The sequence below is a fragment of the Rhodoferax sp. GW822-FHT04A08 genome (assembly GCF_058801025.1).
Genome location: NZ_JBXAMW010000018.1, coordinates 12,286 through 27,675, shown reverse-complemented (window position 1 = coordinate 27,675; position 15,390 = coordinate 12,286). Strand labels below are relative to the sequence as shown.

Genomic DNA, 15,390 nt, shown 5'->3' with positions numbered 1-15,390 from the left:
GCGCCCATGAGCACGTACCCACACGCAAGCCCTTCCGCTTCAGCGCTAGGAAAAGCCACGGCTCCGGCCTGGCCGGGCCGCAACAACATGCTCAGCCTGCTGGAGAGCATGCAGTGCTCTGCCGCGCTGATTCTGTCCCTGTGGGCCACTTCCTACCTGCTCGAGGGTGAGGTACCGACCCAGCTGTTCCTGCTATCCATACTGACGTTTGCGCTCACGTTTCCCGGGCGTCCCATACTGCATTCCAGCTACTGGGGACTGCTGGCAGACGTCCTGCTCAACTGGTTGTGGATTGCGGGCCTGCTGGCACTTGCGGGCTACGGCAGCGGCTATCTGCATGAGTTTTCCAGGAAGGTACTGTGGACCTGGCTGTGGGTGGCACCCCTGAGCGATCTGGGCCTTGCGCTGCTGCTGCGGGCCAGCGCCCCCACCATCCTGCGCCTGCAAGGCCCCAGCCAACGGGCGGTCATCGTCGGCATGAATGAACAGGGCCTGTCATTGGCCGGCAAGCTCAAGGCCTCGCCCTACTCCGGCATAGAGCTGGTGGGCTTCGTGGACAGCCGCAGCATCAGCCGGCAAGGTGCGACCGAGGAGCAACAGCTGCTGGGCAAGCTCGACGAGCTGGCAAACCTGGTGCAGACCAAACGCATCCAGATCATCTACCTCTCACTGCCCATGGCTTCGCAGCCGCGCATTCTGGCGTTGCTCGACAGCCTGAAGGACACCACCGCGTCCATCTATTTCGTGCCGGACATGTTTGTGACCGATCTGGTGCAGGGGCATCCGGCGTCGGTTGCCGGCCAGCCGGTGATATCCGTTTGCGAGACACCATTCCGCGACGGCAACGGCTTCATCAAGCGTACGAGCGACATCCTGTTTTCGCTGGTCATTCTGATACTGGTCTCTCCAGTATTGTTGGCCATTGCGGTGGCCATCAAAGTGACAAGCCCAGGCCCCATCATTTTCAAGCAACGACGCTACGGCCTGGATGGCCAGGAAATTCTGGTCTACAAGTTCCGCTCCATGAGCGTCACTGAAGACGGCAACACCATCGTGCAGGCGAAGCAGAACGACAAGCGCATCACCCCGCTGGGTGCCATCCTGCGCCGCACCTCGCTGGACGAGCTGCCGCAGTTCCTGAACGTGCTGCAGGGCCATATGAGCATCGTAGGGCCACGCCCCCACGCGGTGGCGCACAACGAGCTCTACCGCAAGCTGATCAAGGGCTACATGGTCCGCCACAAGGTCAAGCCCGGCATTACCGGCTGGGCGCAGGTCAACGGTTTTCGTGGAGAGACCGACACGCTGGAAAAAATGCAGGGCCGCATCAACTACGACCTGGACTACCTGCGCAACTGGTCTTTGCGGCTGGACATCCACATCATCTTCAAGACCGTGCGCCTGGTTGTTCAGGACAAGCAGGCCTACTGACATGTCTGCACCGACCTTCACGCGGCACGTCATCGCACCGTATGGATATCTGCTCACGGCTGTGTTGGCGTGGCCCACCTCCTGCCTGGCCGAGACCGACAACCCATTCAGCCTGCGCGCGTCGGTCAGCAGCCAAAACGACAGCAATATCTTTCGCCAATCCGCTACGGCTTCCGAGCAAATCAGCACGACGTCTCTGGGACTGGGTTTCAAGACCCGGCAAAGCCTGCAGGGCGCCTATGTGAACGTCAATCTGGTAGACAACAAATACCAGAACTTCAGCTATCTGAATTACACCGCGACCAACTACGACGCGGCCTGGCAGTTTGCGGTCACGCCACGGCTGCAGGGCAGCCTCAGCAGCAGCTGGCAGGAGAGCCTCAACAGCTATGCAGACGTGAGGAACACCACGACCCGCTACCTGAACAGCAACCGCTCAACCCGGCTGGACGCCAGCTATGACTGGGATGGCGCGTGGAGCCTGTCGGCCGGTCTGGGGCAGACCCTGCAGAACAGCCAGCGTGACCAGGTTCAGGGCTCGGACTTCACATCGACCTCATCCAACCTGGGCCTGGGCTACACCTTTGGCTCGGGCAGCAAGGCAAGCATCAGCACGCAGTCGTCATCGGGGCAATACCTGGATCAGCCGGTGACGCCGGGCGCCATCTTTGACGACAGCTTCAGCCAGACCGACAACGAAATGCGCCTGCATTGGGCAGTCACCGCAACCCAGGCGGCCGACCTCTATGTGGCCAACCGAAGCGTCACCCATCCGCATGTGGCGGCACGCAACTACAGCGGCACGGTTGCCGGTCTCAGCGGCAACTGGGCCTTCAGCGGCAAAACGTCGCTGTCGGCGGGCTGGGCGCGCGAGCTGTCCACCTACCAGACCATCGATGCCAACTACAGCCAGACCGAACGCATCACGCTGGGCGCCGACTGGCAGATCCTGGCCAAGCTGGGCCTTGCACTGCGTCACGATCTCGCCCACATAACTTATCTGGGTGGACCGTTCCCCGCATTCCGGAGTCGGCGCCAGGACGACGTGACCAACACCACGCTGGCGCTGACCTGGACACCACGCAGCCAATGCACGGTGTCGGCCTCGCTGCAAAGCAGCGCACGCACATCCAACTCACCGGGTCTGGACTACACCAGTTCACTCACCGCCCTCACCGCAACCCTGAGCTTCTGACTGCATGCACTCACCGACCATGAATCCATTACGCCAAACCTTGTACCTGTTGCTCTCTGCCTTTCTGACCGTGCTCGGTTGCGCCGCACACGCCCAGGACAAGCCGGACTATTTGCTGGCAACCGGCGACTCTGTGCACATCCAGGTGTTCCAGAACCCGGACCTGAGCATTGACGCACGCGTGTCCGAAACCGGCAGCATCAGCTATCCCCTCATAGGCGCCATGGACATAGGCGGCCTGTCGACCATGGCCGCCGAGAAGCGCCTGGCCGACGCCCTGCAAAAGGGTGGCTTTCTGCAGAACCCACAGGTCACCGTAACCTTGGTACAGGTACGCGGCAACCAGGTCTCGGTGCTGGGCCAGGTGAACCGGCCGGGCCGGTTTCCGCTGGAAAGCATCAATACCCGCCTGAGCGACATGCTGGCCAATGCCGGAGGTACCACACCCCTGGGCGACGACACCGTGATCGTCAGCGGTGTGCGCAACGGCAAACCGTTTCGCCAGACCGTGGACGTACCGGCACTGTTTCTGGAAGACAAGGGTGCTGGTGACCTGGTGCTGCAAGGGGGCGACGTCGTCTACGTGAACAAGGCGCCCGTCTTCTACATCTACGGCGAAGCCCAGCGCCCTGGCTCCTACCGCATCGAGCGTGGCATGACCGTCATGCAGGCCCTGGCCCAGGGCGGTGGCCCGAGCGCTCGCGGCAGCGAGCGGCGCCTGCGCCTGCACCGCAAGGGCACAGATGGAAGCGTCCAGCAGATCGAACCCCAACTCACCGACGCAGTGCAGTCGGACGACGTCATCTACGTCAAAGAAAGCATTTTCTAACCATGTCGTTCCAGCAATTCCTATTGATCCTGCGCGCCCGCTATATCGCAGCATTGGCTACCCTGTTGCTCACGGTGGCGGTTGTGACCGGTGTCAGCCTGTGGCTACCCAAGCAGTATTCGGCCAGTGCGGCCGTCGTGGTCGACGTCAAGTCCCCCGACCCGGTCACCGGCATGATGCTGCAGGGCATGATGGCCCCGGGCTACATGGCCACGCAGATCGACATCATCAACAGCGACCGCACCGCCAAGTCGGTGGTCAAAGCGCTCAAGCTCGAAAGCAGTGGACCGGTTCAGGAAATGTGGCTGGATGCCACCAAGGGCAAGGGCCAGCTGATCGACTGGCTGTCGGCCCTGCTGCAGAAGAATCTGGACGTCAAGCCCTCGCGCGAGAGCAACGTCATCAGCATCAACTACACCGCCACCGATCCCACCTTCGCTGCCACCGTGGCCAATGCGTTTGCGCAGGCCTACATCGACGTCAACCTGGACCTGCGCCTGGCACCGGCCCGCCAATATGCGGCCTTCTTTGCGGAGCAGACCAAGGCCGCGCGCGACAAGCTGGAGGCGGCGCAAAAGGCGCTGTCCGACTACCAGCAGGCCAACGGCATCACCTCAGCCGACGAACGCCTGGACTACGAGACCGCCAAGCTCAACGAAACCAGCAGCCAGCTCACCGGCGTGCAGGCCCAGACCACCGACAGCCAGAGCAAGCGCCAAAGCGCCAAGGCAGACACCGTGGCCGAAGTCATGCAGAACCCGCTGATCAACAGCCTGAAAACCGACATCGCCCGGCTGGAAGCCAAGCTCACGGAAAGCAGCGGCAACCTGGGCAAGAACCACCCGCAGACCCTGCGCACCGAGAGCGAGCTGGCCACCGTGAAGGCACAGCTGGAACAGGAAACGCGCAAGGTCACCAGTTCCATCGAGACCACCTACCAGGTCAGCAAGCAGCGCGAGGAGCAATTGCATGCCGCGCTGACTGCGCAAAAGAGCCGCGTGCTGCTGCTCAACAAGCAGCGTGATGAATTGAACGTGCTGCGCCGCGAAGTGGAATCAGCCCAGCACATCTTTGACACCATGAGCGCACGCGCCTCCCAGAGCAACATCGAGAGCCAGACCAACCAGACCAATATCGCCGTCCTCAATCCGGCGGTGGCGCCCACCAGCGCATCCAAACCCCGCGTCCTGCTGAACATCGTGGTGGCCATGTTCCTGGGCACGCTGCTGGGTGTGGGACTGGCCCTGGGGCTTGAGTTGCACGACCGCCGCGTGCGCTCCTCCGAAGACCTGACCGATGCACTGGATCTGCCGCTGCTGGGCCAGCTCAGCTCCATCAGTCAGTTATTGAAGACCTCTACTGCCGGAGTCCGCGCATGAACGCCCCTCTTCTCTCCGGCAGCATGGCCGGCAACACGCGCTCCATCGGCGACATTCTGGTGGCCACCGGGCGCCTGGACAGCGAGGGACTGGCACGCATTCTGGAGCGCCAGCGGCAGCAAAAGCAGGCCTTTGGCGAAGCCGCCATTGCGCTGAACCTGCTGACCAAGAAAGACATTGATCTGGCACTGTCCAAGCAGTTTGACTACGCCTACCTGATCGAGGGGCAGAGTGACGTCAGTCCCCAGTTGGTTGCCGCCTACAAGCCGTTCAGCCGCGTCGGTGAAAACCTGCGCGCCGTGCGCAGCCAGCTGATGCTGCGCTGGTACAACAACGACACGGGCCGCAAGGCCATGGCCGTGGTGAGTGCGGGCAAGGGCGACGGACGCAGCTTTGTCGCGGCCAATCTGGCCATCGTCTTCGCGCAGCAAGGGCAGCGCACTCTGCTGATTGACGGCGACATGCGTGTGCCGGCCGAGCGCAGCCAGCACGCCCTGTTCAAGCTGGAAAAAGGCCCGGGTCTGTCCGGCATATTGTCCGGTCGCTGTGGGCTGGAGGTGGCACAGGTGGTGCCCGGTCTGCCAGGTCTCACGGTGCTGCCTGCCGGTGCACAGCCTCCCAATCCGCAGGAACTGCTGGGCCGCGCCGTGTTTTCCCAGTTGCTGTTTGCCGCCGCCGAGCAGTTTGACGTGATCCTGATCGACACGCCCAGCGGCAGCGACTATTCGGACGGTGAAATCATCGCTGCCCGGGCCGGCGCCGCCGTCATGGTGGCGCGGCGCAATGCCAGTCTGGTGCCCCACATCCGCAAGCTGGGGCAGCGTCTGCAGGACGGCGGAGTAGCCCTGGTCGGCTCGCTGCTCAACGATGTCTAAGTGCGTCGCCACCGCTGTGCAGGCATGCCGGCAAGACGCGCGGGCACTTCTGCTTGAAAGGTAACGCTGTGTTGCTCAACGCAAAATCTCCCAAGGCAGCCGGCATGCTGGCCTTTCTGCCCGTGATGGTCGGGCTGGTCGTGATGTACGGCCCCACGCTGTACGACTTGCTCAGCGGTCCCTGGAGTCAGGACGAGCAGATGCACGGCCCCATCGTGCTGGCCATCTCCGTGTGGCTGATGCAGCGCAACTGGAGCACCATGATTCAGGCGTCCGAGAACGGATCGCCCAGCGCCTGGGGTTGGCCGGTGTTGGCCATTGCGTTGCTGCTTTATGCCCTGGGCCGCTCGCAAGGGATTGGCTTCTTCGAGGTGGGTTCCTTCATCTGGATGCTGATGGCTTTGCTGCTGTTGCTGCGCAACGGCACGGCGCTCAAGAAGCAAAGGTTCGCCCTGTTCTTCATGCTGTTCATGATTCCGCTGCCCAGCTCGATCGTGGACCTGGTCACCATGCCCATGAAGATGGCCGTCTCCTATGTCGCCGAGCATGTGCTGTACTGGGCAGGCTACCCCATCGCGCGCACCGGCGTCATTCTGCAAGTGGGCCAGTACATGCTGATGGTTGCCGACGCCTGCGCGGGCCTGCATACGCTGCTGACGCTGGAAGCTCTGGGGCTGCTGTACCTGAACGTGGTGCGGCGTGACTCCACCTTTCGCAACATCGGCCTGGCGCTGCTGATCGTGCCCATTTCGTTTACCGCCAACGTGATCCGCGTGATGGCGCTGACCCTGATCACCTACCACTTCGGCGATGCCGCAGGCCAGGGCTTTCTGCACGGCTTTGCCGGCATGGTGCTCTTCATGAGCGCCCTGCTGCTCATCATCGGCTTTGATACCGCACTGCAGGCCTTCGAGGCCTACCGGCAACGCACCCTGCTTCACACCGCGAGGATCTGAAACCATGCGCCTGTCCATCAAGAAATGGCTTCTGCTGGCACTGATGCTGCTGTCCGCCGGATTGGGCGCGACGCTGCGCCCCACCCGCTTCCTGGCAGATGAATTGCCCACCGTCGATCTGAACGCCATGGTTCCCACCGCCTTTGGCGACTGGCACGAGCTGCCGGGCACGTTGATGCAGATCATCGATCCGCAGCAGCAGGAAACGCTGGAGCGCATCTACACCGAAACGCTGAGTCGCACCTATGTCAACGGCCAGGGCTACCGCATCATGCTGTCCATTGCCTATGGCAAGAACCAGAACAAGGGTCTGGAGCTGCACTCTCCCGAGGTGTGCTACCCGGCACAAGGCTTCACGCTCACGGATCGCGAGAAGACCACGCTGCGCATTCTGGGTCAGCCGATTCCGTCCACCCGCATCCAGACCCATATGGGGCAGCGCTACGAACCCGTCACCTTCTGGACGGCCATCGGCGAGACCGTGACCTCCGGCACATTGCAAAAACGCGGCGTCGAATTCCAGTACGCCATGAGCCGACGCATACCGGACGGTTTTCTGGTGCGGGTCTCTTCCATAGACCGGGATACCGACAAAGCCTACGACATCCAGGCCCAGTTTGCCAACGCGCTGATTGCCGCCATTCAACCCGAACACCGTCATCGCTTCGTAGGTGACCTGCAGCACCTATGATGGCCGCCCTCTCCGTCCTCTACCTGGGACCACAGAGCGGCACCTGCCTGGACCGTGCCAACGCGCTGCGGCGGCTTGGACACGGCGTGGAGCATCTGGATTTGCGCCAGTTGCTGCCGCAGACGCCGTGGGTGGACCGTATCGCCTGGCACTTGGGGGGTGACCGGCTGGTGCCCTGGCTGCTGCGTCGGCTAGACGGTTTCCTGCGGCACAAGCAGTTTGACGTCTGCTATGTGGATGGTGGTGAGTTTGTGACGCCCAAGGCCATTGCCCTGCTGCGCGAGCACGCCCGCATCATCATCAACTACAACATCGACGATCCACTAGGGCCGCGCGACGGGGCACGCTTTCGCGCATACCGGCAAAGCCTGCCCTTCTATGACCTGAACGTCGTGGTGCGCAACGAAAACGTGGCCGAGGGAGAAGACCTGGGCGCGCGCGAGATGCTGCGCGTCTACCGCAGCGCCGATGAAGTCAACCATGCGCCACGCCACCTGTCCCACCATGACCACCAGGTGTGGGACTGCGATGTGCTGTTTCTGGGCACCTGGTTCCCGGAGCGCGGCCCATTCTTGAAGGAACTGATCGAGCGCGGTGTGCCACTCACCATTCAAGGCTCCCAGTGGCACAAGGCACGCGAGTGGCCGGTGCTCCGGCGCCACTGGCGCGGCGGCGCGATTGCGGGCGATGACTATGCCAAGGCCATCCAATGCGCCAAGGTCAATCTGGGGCTGCTGTCACGCGAGAACCGCGACCTGCACACCACCCGTTCACTGGAGATTCCGGCATTGGGTGCGCTGCTGTGCGCCGAACGCACTTCCGAGCATGTGGACATGTACCAGGAAGGAAAAGAGGCACTGTTCTGGAGCGATGCACAGGAATGTGCCGATATGTGCAGCTATGCACTGGCAAACGAAGACAGGCGCCGGGCCATTGCTGCTGCGGGTCATCAACGTGTCATGCGCAATGGGCACTATAACGAGATGATAGTCAACTCCATTCTTGCGCACGCAAGCTTCAGCTGATGAAGCGCCGGGTGATTGCGGGCATGGGGGCCAATTCTTTTGGCATGGCCATCACGATTGGCATCCAGCTGCTGTCGCTTCCCCTTTTTCTGCATTACTGGGACACCGCCACCTACGGCAACTGGCTGATTCTCTCTGCCATACCGGCCTATCTGTCCATGGCCGATGCCGGCATGGTGACGGCAGCGGGCAACAAGATGGCCATGGCCATGGGCCGGGGTGATGCATACGAGGCCAACCGCGTCTTTCAAAGTGCCCAGCTCTTCATGGCAGTGGTATGCAGTGCCATCGCTGTGCTGGCCATACCGCTGGCGCTATTTGTGCCGCTGCCCGGAATCGACAACGCCGACATGCGCTCGGCCTTGGCGGTGCTCTCACTGAGCACGCTGCTGGCTCTGGGAGGAGGCCTGTCGGAGGCCGTATTCAAAGCCACGCAGCGCTACGCCACAGGCACCATGCTGGGCAACATCACCCGCCTGGCTGAATGGCTGGGCATGATGTTGGGCCTGGTGATCTTTGGAACGTTCACGGCCGTGGCCCTGAGCGGATTGCTATGCCGCCTGGTCGGGCTCGCCTATGGCAGCTGGCTGGCGCAACGGGGAACGCATCCCATGCGCTGGGGAATGGCTGCAGCAGACCGGCAGGAGCTGCGCGCCATGGCGGCACCCGCTGTGTCCTTCATGGCGTTTCCGCTGGCCAATGCACTGAGCTTCCAGGGAGTCACCTTGTTGGTTGCGGCCCAGTTCGGCCCGAGCAGCGTGGCCGTGTTCAACACCTACCGCACCCTGTGCCGTGTTGCGGTTCAAACCACTGCCATATTCAGCCATGCACTGTGGCCGGAGCTCTCCAGGCTGTTCGGCCAGGGTGACTTGGCGGGCTTGCAGCAGACCTATCGCAGAGCTTCGGGTCTGGGTTTCATCCAGGCCGTGCTGCTCAGCGCCTTGCTCTACCCCCTCGCCCCCTGGTTGCTGCAGCTGTGGACGCATGGCGCCATCGCTTTTACGCCCTGGCTCATGCTGTGGATGCTGGTGTACGCCGCAGTCGGTGGCAGCTGGCACGTTCCCCGCGTGTTGCTCATGGCCACCAACCAGCACGCGCCACTGGCTGGCTGGTCGATTGCTGCCGGTGCAGTGACGGTGACGCTGTGTTGGCTGCTGGGCGTCGCCTACGACATCAATGGCGTTGCCATGGGCATGTTGCTGGGTGAGATGGCCATTGCCATGCTGTGCATTCGCCTGGCAGCACGCCTGCTCGGTACGCCCTCGCTACGGGTCGCCAACCCATGAAAATCGCCCTGTCCACCATTGGCAAGTTCCACACCTTTGATCTGGCGCGCGAGCTCCATGCGCGCGGTGTGCTGGCTGGAATCTACAGCGGCTATCCGCTATTCAAGCTGCGCAATGAAGGCTTACCGCCCAGCCTGATACACACCTTCCCCTGGGTGCATGGCAGCTACATGGCATTTCCCTGGAAGCATCGTCTGAGCACAGCCGTGGTGCAGGCGTGGGAAAACATCAATGCCATCACCTTTGGACGCTGGCTGCAAAACAGTGTCCGTGACTGCGATGCCTACGTGGGCCTGTCGGGCTCAACGTTGCAGGCCGGGCGAGCCGCTCAGGCGCGCGGCGCCAAGTATGTGTGTGACCGGGGTTCTGCGCATATACGGGTGCAAGACCAGCTGCTGCGTGAAGAGCATGCGCTGTGGGGTCTGCCCTATGCAGGCATCGATCCCCGCGCCATAGCACGTGAAGAGGCCGAATACAGCGATGCCGATGCAATCACAGTGCCATCCACCTTTGCATTGCGTAGTTTTCTGGCGCAAGGCGTTTGCGGTCAACGCGTGAAGTTGCTTCCGTATGGCGTCAACCTCACGCGATTTGAACCTGTCGGCAAACCGGTTAGAGATGAGTTCAATGTCTTGTTTGTCGGTGCAATGAGTTTGCAAAAAGGCATTCCCTATCTGGTGCAGGCGTTCAACCGAATACAGCATCCCAAGAAGACGCTGACCTTTGCCGGGTCTCCTTCCGCTGACTTGATCCAGTTGCTTTCCGCCCGGAATATGTGGCCACAGGAGGCCAGAGTTCTTGGCCACGTGCCGCAGACCGATTTGAAGCAATTGATGAGTGCAAGCCACGTATTGGTCTTGCCAAGTATTCAGGAGGGCTTTGGCATGGTATTGGCGCAGGCCATGGCATGCGCCTGTCCGGTCATAGCCAGTGAAAACACAGGGGCCGAAGATCTGTTCACGAATGCGCGTGAAGGTTTCATTGTTCCCACCCGAAATGTGGATGTGCTGACCGAGCGCCTGCAGCAGCTTGCGGACGACCCGGATGAAAGAGCCCTCATGGGCGAGCGTTCGCTGCAAGCCGTCAAAGGCATCGGTGGCTGGAACAGCTATGGCGACAAAGCCATGGCCATCTATCAGGAACTGCTGAGCCATGCGTAGCTCCCGCTTCATGGTGCTGCTGTTTGCCGCGCTGGCCCTGCTGGCATTTGCGGCGCAGTTTGCCATTGACTTCAGCGAGGACAACATCGCAGCCAGCTGCCTGGTGCTGGCTTCGTCCCTGGCGATATTGCTGTACATCCTGTGGACCGACGCGATCCAGACGCATCCGCTATCCACCTTTGCCATATTTGGCTTTTGCGTGACCACGCAGCTGGGCGCGCTGCTTGCGCAGTCAGCCTACTGGACACCTCTTGCACAGAACCTGCGCCAGCCGGTTGAAACATTTGCCACGCTGGCGTTCTACCAAGCCATTGCGATTGCGGCGCATGGCATGTACCGCGTGTTGTCTACCTTCCGCGGGAAGAGGCAATCCACATCGCTCGTACGCTCCACGCTCCAGTCCATCGGACTGTATGACACACCTTCGGCTGGAACCCTGTGGGTCATGGGCGTGTTTGGCCTGCTGAACTTGCTGATGGCAGGTGGTGCGGGCATTGCCAGCAAGGTAGCGCAGGGCTTCTCGTTTGCGGCATGGGCACCATTCCTGATTCCCATGTACGTGCTGGAGCAAGGCAGCAGCTATTGCAATGCCCGCAAAAACTACTTTTTTCTGGGTGCTTATGTACTGCTCATTGCCGCCATTGCAATTGCCATCAATGCACGCAGCCTCATGCTTGCGGGGTTGATGACTATCGCCTTGTTCGGAATCCTGAGCGCCATGCGCAGCCACCACACGGTGCGAGCCTCCCAGGTGGGGAAAATTGCGCTGGTCATCCTGCTGTGTGGGGCAGCAACCATTCCCCTGAGCGAATTGGTGACTGCCATGGGCCTGGCCAGAGGTGTGCGCGCGAATGCCGGCCCGATGAAGATGATCGAGGAGACCCTTTACTACCTGAGTGAGCCACAACTTCTGCGCGCAGAGCAGGATCGCACCAAGCACATTAGCCTGAACAGCAACTACGATGAAACGTATTTTTCCAGCTCCCTGATCGGCAGACTGGTGGAAACCAAGTTCCATGACAACGCGCTGTATTTCGCATCGCGGTTGAGCGATCGTGATGAAGCAAGACTGCTGGACTTGACCACCGACTTGTTCTGGAGCACCCTGCCCGATCCCATGCTCAAAGCCATGTCCATTGGCGTGGACAAACAGGAGCTGCGCTTCTCCATGGGGGACTACCTCAGCTACCTTGCAGGTAGCGGAGACCTCGGTGGCTACAAGACCGGCTCGCACCTGGGGCAAGGCCAGGCGGTGTTTGGCGTTGCCTATCCCGTGGTGTACTTCTTTCTGTGTCTGCTGCTCTTCATGTGTGTCGATATATTGGCATACCGCAATGCCCAGGGCGGTATGTGGATCTCTGCCCTTGGCATGCTGGGAATTTGGCGCATGTTTCAGTACGGCATCTCCGCAGAATCGTTGCACTTTCTCTTCATGAGCATCGTGCGCGGCCTGCCCCAGAACCTGGCGCTCTACCTGCTGATCTACTACGTGTCGCGCAGGGTTGCAGGATTCCTGGCTCAACTGACAGGCGCCAATACACCGGGCGCATTGGCGCTACGTTAAGCCATGCGCATCGTCCTCTTCTCCCATCCAGCATTCATGGCATCGCAAAGCATGCCGCGCTTTGTCAACATGTTGCGCGACGCGTATCTTGCCCGTGGCCACGATGTGCAAGTGTGGGCACCGCAAGCCATGTTTTACAACTGGGTGCCGCAAGGGCATTTGAAGAAATGGGCGGGCTACATAGACCAGTACATCGTCTTTCCGCTGTGGGTCATGCACAAACGCGGTCAACAGCCATTAGATACCTTGTACGTGTTTACCGACCAAGCACAGGGCCCATGGGTGCCACGCGTCAAACATAGGTCGCACGTGGTGCACGTGCATGATTTGCTGGCGTTGCGCTCGGCGATGAGCGAATTTCCGGAGAATCCGACAAGTTGGACTGGCAAGTTGTACCAGCACTATATTCGCCAAGGCTTTCGGCAAGCTCGGCATTTCATTTCCATATCGTACAAAACACGCGCTGACCTGCATCGTTATGGGCAACCTGACGCTACAACCTCTGCGGTGGTTTACAACGGATTGAACTATCCCTACGCGCCGCTGCCTGACCAACCGGCAAAAGTAGCCCTGTCCCAAGCCGGATTGCCAATGGCTGAGCACGGCATGCTGCTGCACATCAGCGGCAACCAGTGGTACAAGAATGTGCCTGGCGTGATACGGATGTACGCGCACTATGCGCGTAGCCAAAAACGGCCCCTGCCACTCTGGCTGATAGGCGACATGCGCAGGAGCAATTTGCAAGAGCCCCTGTCAGAAGTGCCGCCCCAGGGTGAGGTGCTTTTCTTCAAGGGACTTGGAAACCAGACATTGCAAGCCTGTTATTCGCAGGCAAAGGCACTTTTGTTTCCCAGTTTGGCCGAAGGCTTTGGCTGGCCGCTGATAGAGGCGCAGGCTTGCGGTTGCCCGGTCATCACCACGGATGCCCCCCCCATGACGGAAGCTGCGGGTCCTGCGGCGCGCTACTTGCCACGCTTGAAGGCAGGTGACGACCCACAAGCCTGGGCAGCAAATGCAGCCACGGCTTTGAACGAACTGCTGAACATACCCCCTGAAGAAGCCCAACAACTGCGTCAGCAATGCGCCGCCTGGCCTGAACGCTTCAATGCAGATGCCGCCATCGAAGGCTACTTGCGCGTCTACCAACAGGTGTTTGCATTGGCCGTCGACCAGCAAACCCTACCACCCATTACAGAAAAATAACCATGTGCGGAATTGCCGGTATCTACGCCTACTGCCCCCGAGCCGCTTCGGTTGACAGGGATGAACTATTCCGCATACGTGATGCCATGCAGGCGCGCGGACCAGATGCTGCCGAGCTTTGGATGTCTGCAGACCAACGCGTGGGATTTGCGCACCGCCGCCTGGCCATAATTGACCTAAGCCCTGGAGGTGTGCAACCCATGCATGACCCGGTCACTGGCAACTGGATCGTGTTCAATGGTGAGATATATAACCACCACGCCTTGCGCGCACAATTGCAGCGAGACGGCATTGCCACGCACTCACTCTCGGACACCGAAGTGCTGCTAAAGCTATATGCACAGATGGGACCGGCCATGCTGACGCGCCTGAGAGGCATGTTTGCCATTGCCATTTGGGACGCGCACAAGCAGCACATGTTTTTTGCACGTGATGCGTATGGCATCAAACCCCTGTACATCGCCGACGACGGTCAGACGCTGCGTTTTGCTTCACAGGTAAAGGCGCTGCTGGCTGGCGATGCGGTAGACACCCGTCCCGAGCCCGCTGGCCATGTCGGATTTTTGCTATGGGGATCGGTGCCCGAACCCTACACACTGTATCGTGGCATACGTGCGTTTCCACCCGGTCACTGGATGACTGTGACCGATGGCCGTGCCAGCGTGCCTATCCCCTTTGACAGCCTGAGCCAGCGCCTTAGCCACTTACCAACAGCAACACCGCAAGATTCCGAGAAAGCCCTACATCAAATTGCCGATGCTGTACGTGACAGTGTGTCTGCGCACACGGTGGCCGACGTACCGGTGGGCGTCTTCTTATCAGCCGGCCTGGACTCCACCATGCTGGCCGCCTGTGCTGCCAAGCTGGGCGAGCTGCGTAGTGTGACGCTGGGCTTTGATGAATATACAAATACGGAATTTGACGAGGCGGTGCTGGCTGACGAAGTAGCACGACGCCTGGGCGCACAGCATACGCTGCACCGCATATCGGCCGCCCATTTTGCCCAAGACAGGTTGAACCTGCTCCGAGCAATGGATCAGCCCTCGATTGATGGCATCAATACCTGGTTCGTAGCCAAGGCAGCCGCAAGTCAAGGGCTGAAAGTGGCCTTGTCCGGGATTGGTGGAGACGAGTTGTTTGGCTCTTACCCCAGTTTTTCGCAAGTGCCCAAGCTGTATAACGCATTGCGCCGATTTGGCAGCGTACCCTTGCTCAACCGCACGGTACGCCAAGGCTTGGCTGCGGTGTCGGGGCTGTTGCCATCACCCAAATATGCAGGCATGTTGGAGTACGGCACCAGCCTAGGTGGCGCCTACTTGTTGCGTCGCGCACTTTATATGCCGTGGGAAATTCCCTCATTGATGGACCCGGACATGGCAATCGAAGGCCTGCAGCAGCTTGACACCCTGACGGCCCTGGCGGCTTGCAAACAAGGCATCCCTAGCCAACGCTTGTGCATTACCGCGTTGGAATCGCAATGGTTCATGCGCAATCAACTGCTGCGCGACGCCGACTGGGCAGGCATGGCCCATTCATTGGAGATACGTGTGCCCTTTGTGGACACCCAATTGCTTGAGCGGTTTATAGAAGTTCCCACGTTGAGCCCGGCACAAGAAAAAGCCATGATCGCGCGCACCGTGGCGCCCGAGCTACCAGAATCCGTCCTTAGTCGACCCAAGACCGGCTTTGCGGTGCCAATACATCAGTGGCTAAACCCTACAGCACGCCATAGTGTCAACAGCCACCGCGAATGGGCGAGCATGCTGTATCGAACCTTTACGCGGAGCAACGTCTAG

Annotated in this window: 13 protein-coding genes; all 13 read left to right on the top strand. The window is 60.5% G+C overall.

Annotation, left to right across the window (positions count from 1 at the left end):
* Positions 1 to 6 precede the first annotated feature (6 nt).
* The 13 genes from AC1RMF_RS23215 to asnB all read left to right on the top strand — a co-directional run bounded on the left by AC1RMF_RS23215 (position 7) and on the right by asnB (position 15,390).
* A complete protein-coding gene (locus tag AC1RMF_RS23215) occupies positions 7 to 1,431 on the top strand; it encodes an undecaprenyl-phosphate glucose phosphotransferase (RefSeq protein ID WP_493144644.1) in 1,425 nt (474 codons plus the stop codon).
* A gap of 1 nt (position 1,432) precedes the next feature.
* Positions 1,433 to 2,626 (top strand): XrtB/PEP-CTERM-associated polysaccharide biosynthesis outer membrane protein EpsL, encoded by a 1,194-nt coding sequence (epsL, locus tag AC1RMF_RS23210; protein WP_493144642.1) that lies wholly within the window; start codon positions 1,433 to 1,435, stop codon positions 2,624 to 2,626.
* 19 nt (positions 2,627 to 2,645) lie between these two features.
* Positions 2,646 to 3,455, top strand: coding sequence for a polysaccharide export protein EpsE (gene epsE, locus AC1RMF_RS23205; RefSeq protein WP_493144641.1), 810 nt, complete (start codon positions 2,646 to 2,648; stop codon positions 3,453 to 3,455).
* A 2-nt stretch (positions 3,456 to 3,457) separates the two neighbouring features.
* Entirely contained in the window at positions 3,458 to 4,834 is a 1,377-nt protein-coding gene (gene epsF, locus AC1RMF_RS23200) for a chain length determinant protein EpsF (protein WP_493144640.1), read from the top strand.
* Positions 4,831 to 5,709, top strand: a complete 879-nt coding sequence (epsG, locus tag AC1RMF_RS23195) for a chain length determinant protein tyrosine kinase EpsG (protein WP_493144639.1) — start codon at positions 4,831 to 4,833, stop codon at positions 5,707 to 5,709. The genes epsF and epsG overlap by 4 nt, the downstream gene beginning before the upstream one ends.
* A 104-nt stretch (positions 5,710 to 5,813) precedes the next feature.
* Complete coding sequence (xrtB, locus tag AC1RMF_RS23190) at positions 5,814 to 6,665, top strand: exosortase B (protein ID WP_493144680.1); 852 nt, start codon at positions 5,814 to 5,816, stop codon at positions 6,663 to 6,665.
* Between the two features lie 4 nt (positions 6,666 to 6,669).
* Positions 6,670 to 7,356: an exosortase-associated protein EpsI, B-type gene (gene epsI, locus AC1RMF_RS23185; protein WP_493144637.1), complete on the top strand. Its 687-nt coding sequence runs from the start codon at positions 6,670 to 6,672 to the stop codon at positions 7,354 to 7,356.
* A complete protein-coding gene (locus tag AC1RMF_RS23180; protein WP_493144636.1) occupies positions 7,353 to 8,381 on the top strand; it encodes a CgeB family protein in 1,029 nt (342 codons plus the stop codon). Before epsI ends, AC1RMF_RS23180 begins: the two co-directional genes overlap by 4 nt.
* A 23-nt stretch (positions 8,382 to 8,404) precedes the next feature.
* Positions 8,405 to 9,667 carry a lipopolysaccharide biosynthesis protein gene (locus tag AC1RMF_RS23175; protein WP_493144634.1) on the top strand — a complete coding sequence of 421 codons (1,263 nt, stop codon included), beginning with the start codon at positions 8,405 to 8,407 and terminating at the stop codon, positions 9,665 to 9,667.
* A complete protein-coding gene (locus AC1RMF_RS23170; protein WP_493144632.1) occupies positions 9,664 to 10,827 on the top strand; it encodes a glycosyltransferase family 4 protein in 1,164 nt (387 codons plus the stop codon). Before AC1RMF_RS23175 ends, AC1RMF_RS23170 begins: the two co-directional genes overlap by 4 nt.
* Positions 10,820 to 12,391 carry a hypothetical protein gene (locus AC1RMF_RS23165; RefSeq protein ID WP_493144631.1) on the top strand — a complete coding sequence of 524 codons (1,572 nt, stop codon included), beginning with the start codon at positions 10,820 to 10,822 and terminating at the stop codon, positions 12,389 to 12,391. The genes AC1RMF_RS23170 and AC1RMF_RS23165 overlap by 8 nt, the downstream gene beginning before the upstream one ends.
* Positions 12,392 to 12,394: 3 nt before the next feature.
* Positions 12,395 to 13,594 carry a glycosyltransferase gene (locus tag AC1RMF_RS23160; RefSeq protein WP_493144629.1) on the top strand — a complete coding sequence of 400 codons (1,200 nt, stop codon included), beginning with the start codon at positions 12,395 to 12,397 and terminating at the stop codon, positions 13,592 to 13,594.
* Positions 13,595 to 13,596: 2 nt separating this feature from the next.
* Entirely contained in the window at positions 13,597 to 15,390 is a 1,794-nt protein-coding gene (gene asnB, locus AC1RMF_RS23155) for an asparagine synthase (glutamine-hydrolyzing) (RefSeq protein WP_493144627.1), read from the top strand.

Coding starts and splice junctions, on each gene's coding strand:
- epsE (WP_493144641.1), top strand. CDS start 2,646: ATGAATCCATTACGCCAAACCTTGTACCTGTTGCTCTCTGCCTTTCTG.
- AC1RMF_RS23180 (WP_493144636.1), top strand. CDS start 7,353: ATGATGGCCGCCCTCTCCGTCCTCTACCTGGGACCACAGAGCGGCACC.
- AC1RMF_RS23175 (WP_493144634.1), top strand. CDS start 8,405: ATGGGGGCCAATTCTTTTGGCATGGCCATCACGATTGGCATCCAGCTG.
- xrtB (WP_493144680.1), top strand. CDS start 5,814: ATGCTGGCCTTTCTGCCCGTGATGGTCGGGCTGGTCGTGATGTACGGC.
- asnB (WP_493144627.1), top strand. CDS start 13,597: ATGTGCGGAATTGCCGGTATCTACGCCTACTGCCCCCGAGCCGCTTCG.
- AC1RMF_RS23160 (WP_493144629.1), top strand. CDS start 12,395: ATGCGCATCGTCCTCTTCTCCCATCCAGCATTCATGGCATCGCAAAGC.
- epsI (WP_493144637.1), top strand. CDS start 6,670: ATGCGCCTGTCCATCAAGAAATGGCTTCTGCTGGCACTGATGCTGCTG.
- AC1RMF_RS23215 (WP_493144644.1), top strand. CDS start 7: ATGAGCACGTACCCACACGCAAGCCCTTCCGCTTCAGCGCTAGGAAAA.
- epsL (WP_493144642.1), top strand. CDS start 1,433: ATGTCTGCACCGACCTTCACGCGGCACGTCATCGCACCGTATGGATAT.
- epsF (WP_493144640.1), top strand. CDS start 3,458: ATGTCGTTCCAGCAATTCCTATTGATCCTGCGCGCCCGCTATATCGCA.
- AC1RMF_RS23165 (WP_493144631.1), top strand. CDS start 10,820: ATGCGTAGCTCCCGCTTCATGGTGCTGCTGTTTGCCGCGCTGGCCCTG.
- AC1RMF_RS23170 (WP_493144632.1), top strand. CDS start 9,664: ATGAAAATCGCCCTGTCCACCATTGGCAAGTTCCACACCTTTGATCTG.
- epsG (WP_493144639.1), top strand. CDS start 4,831: ATGAACGCCCCTCTTCTCTCCGGCAGCATGGCCGGCAACACGCGCTCC.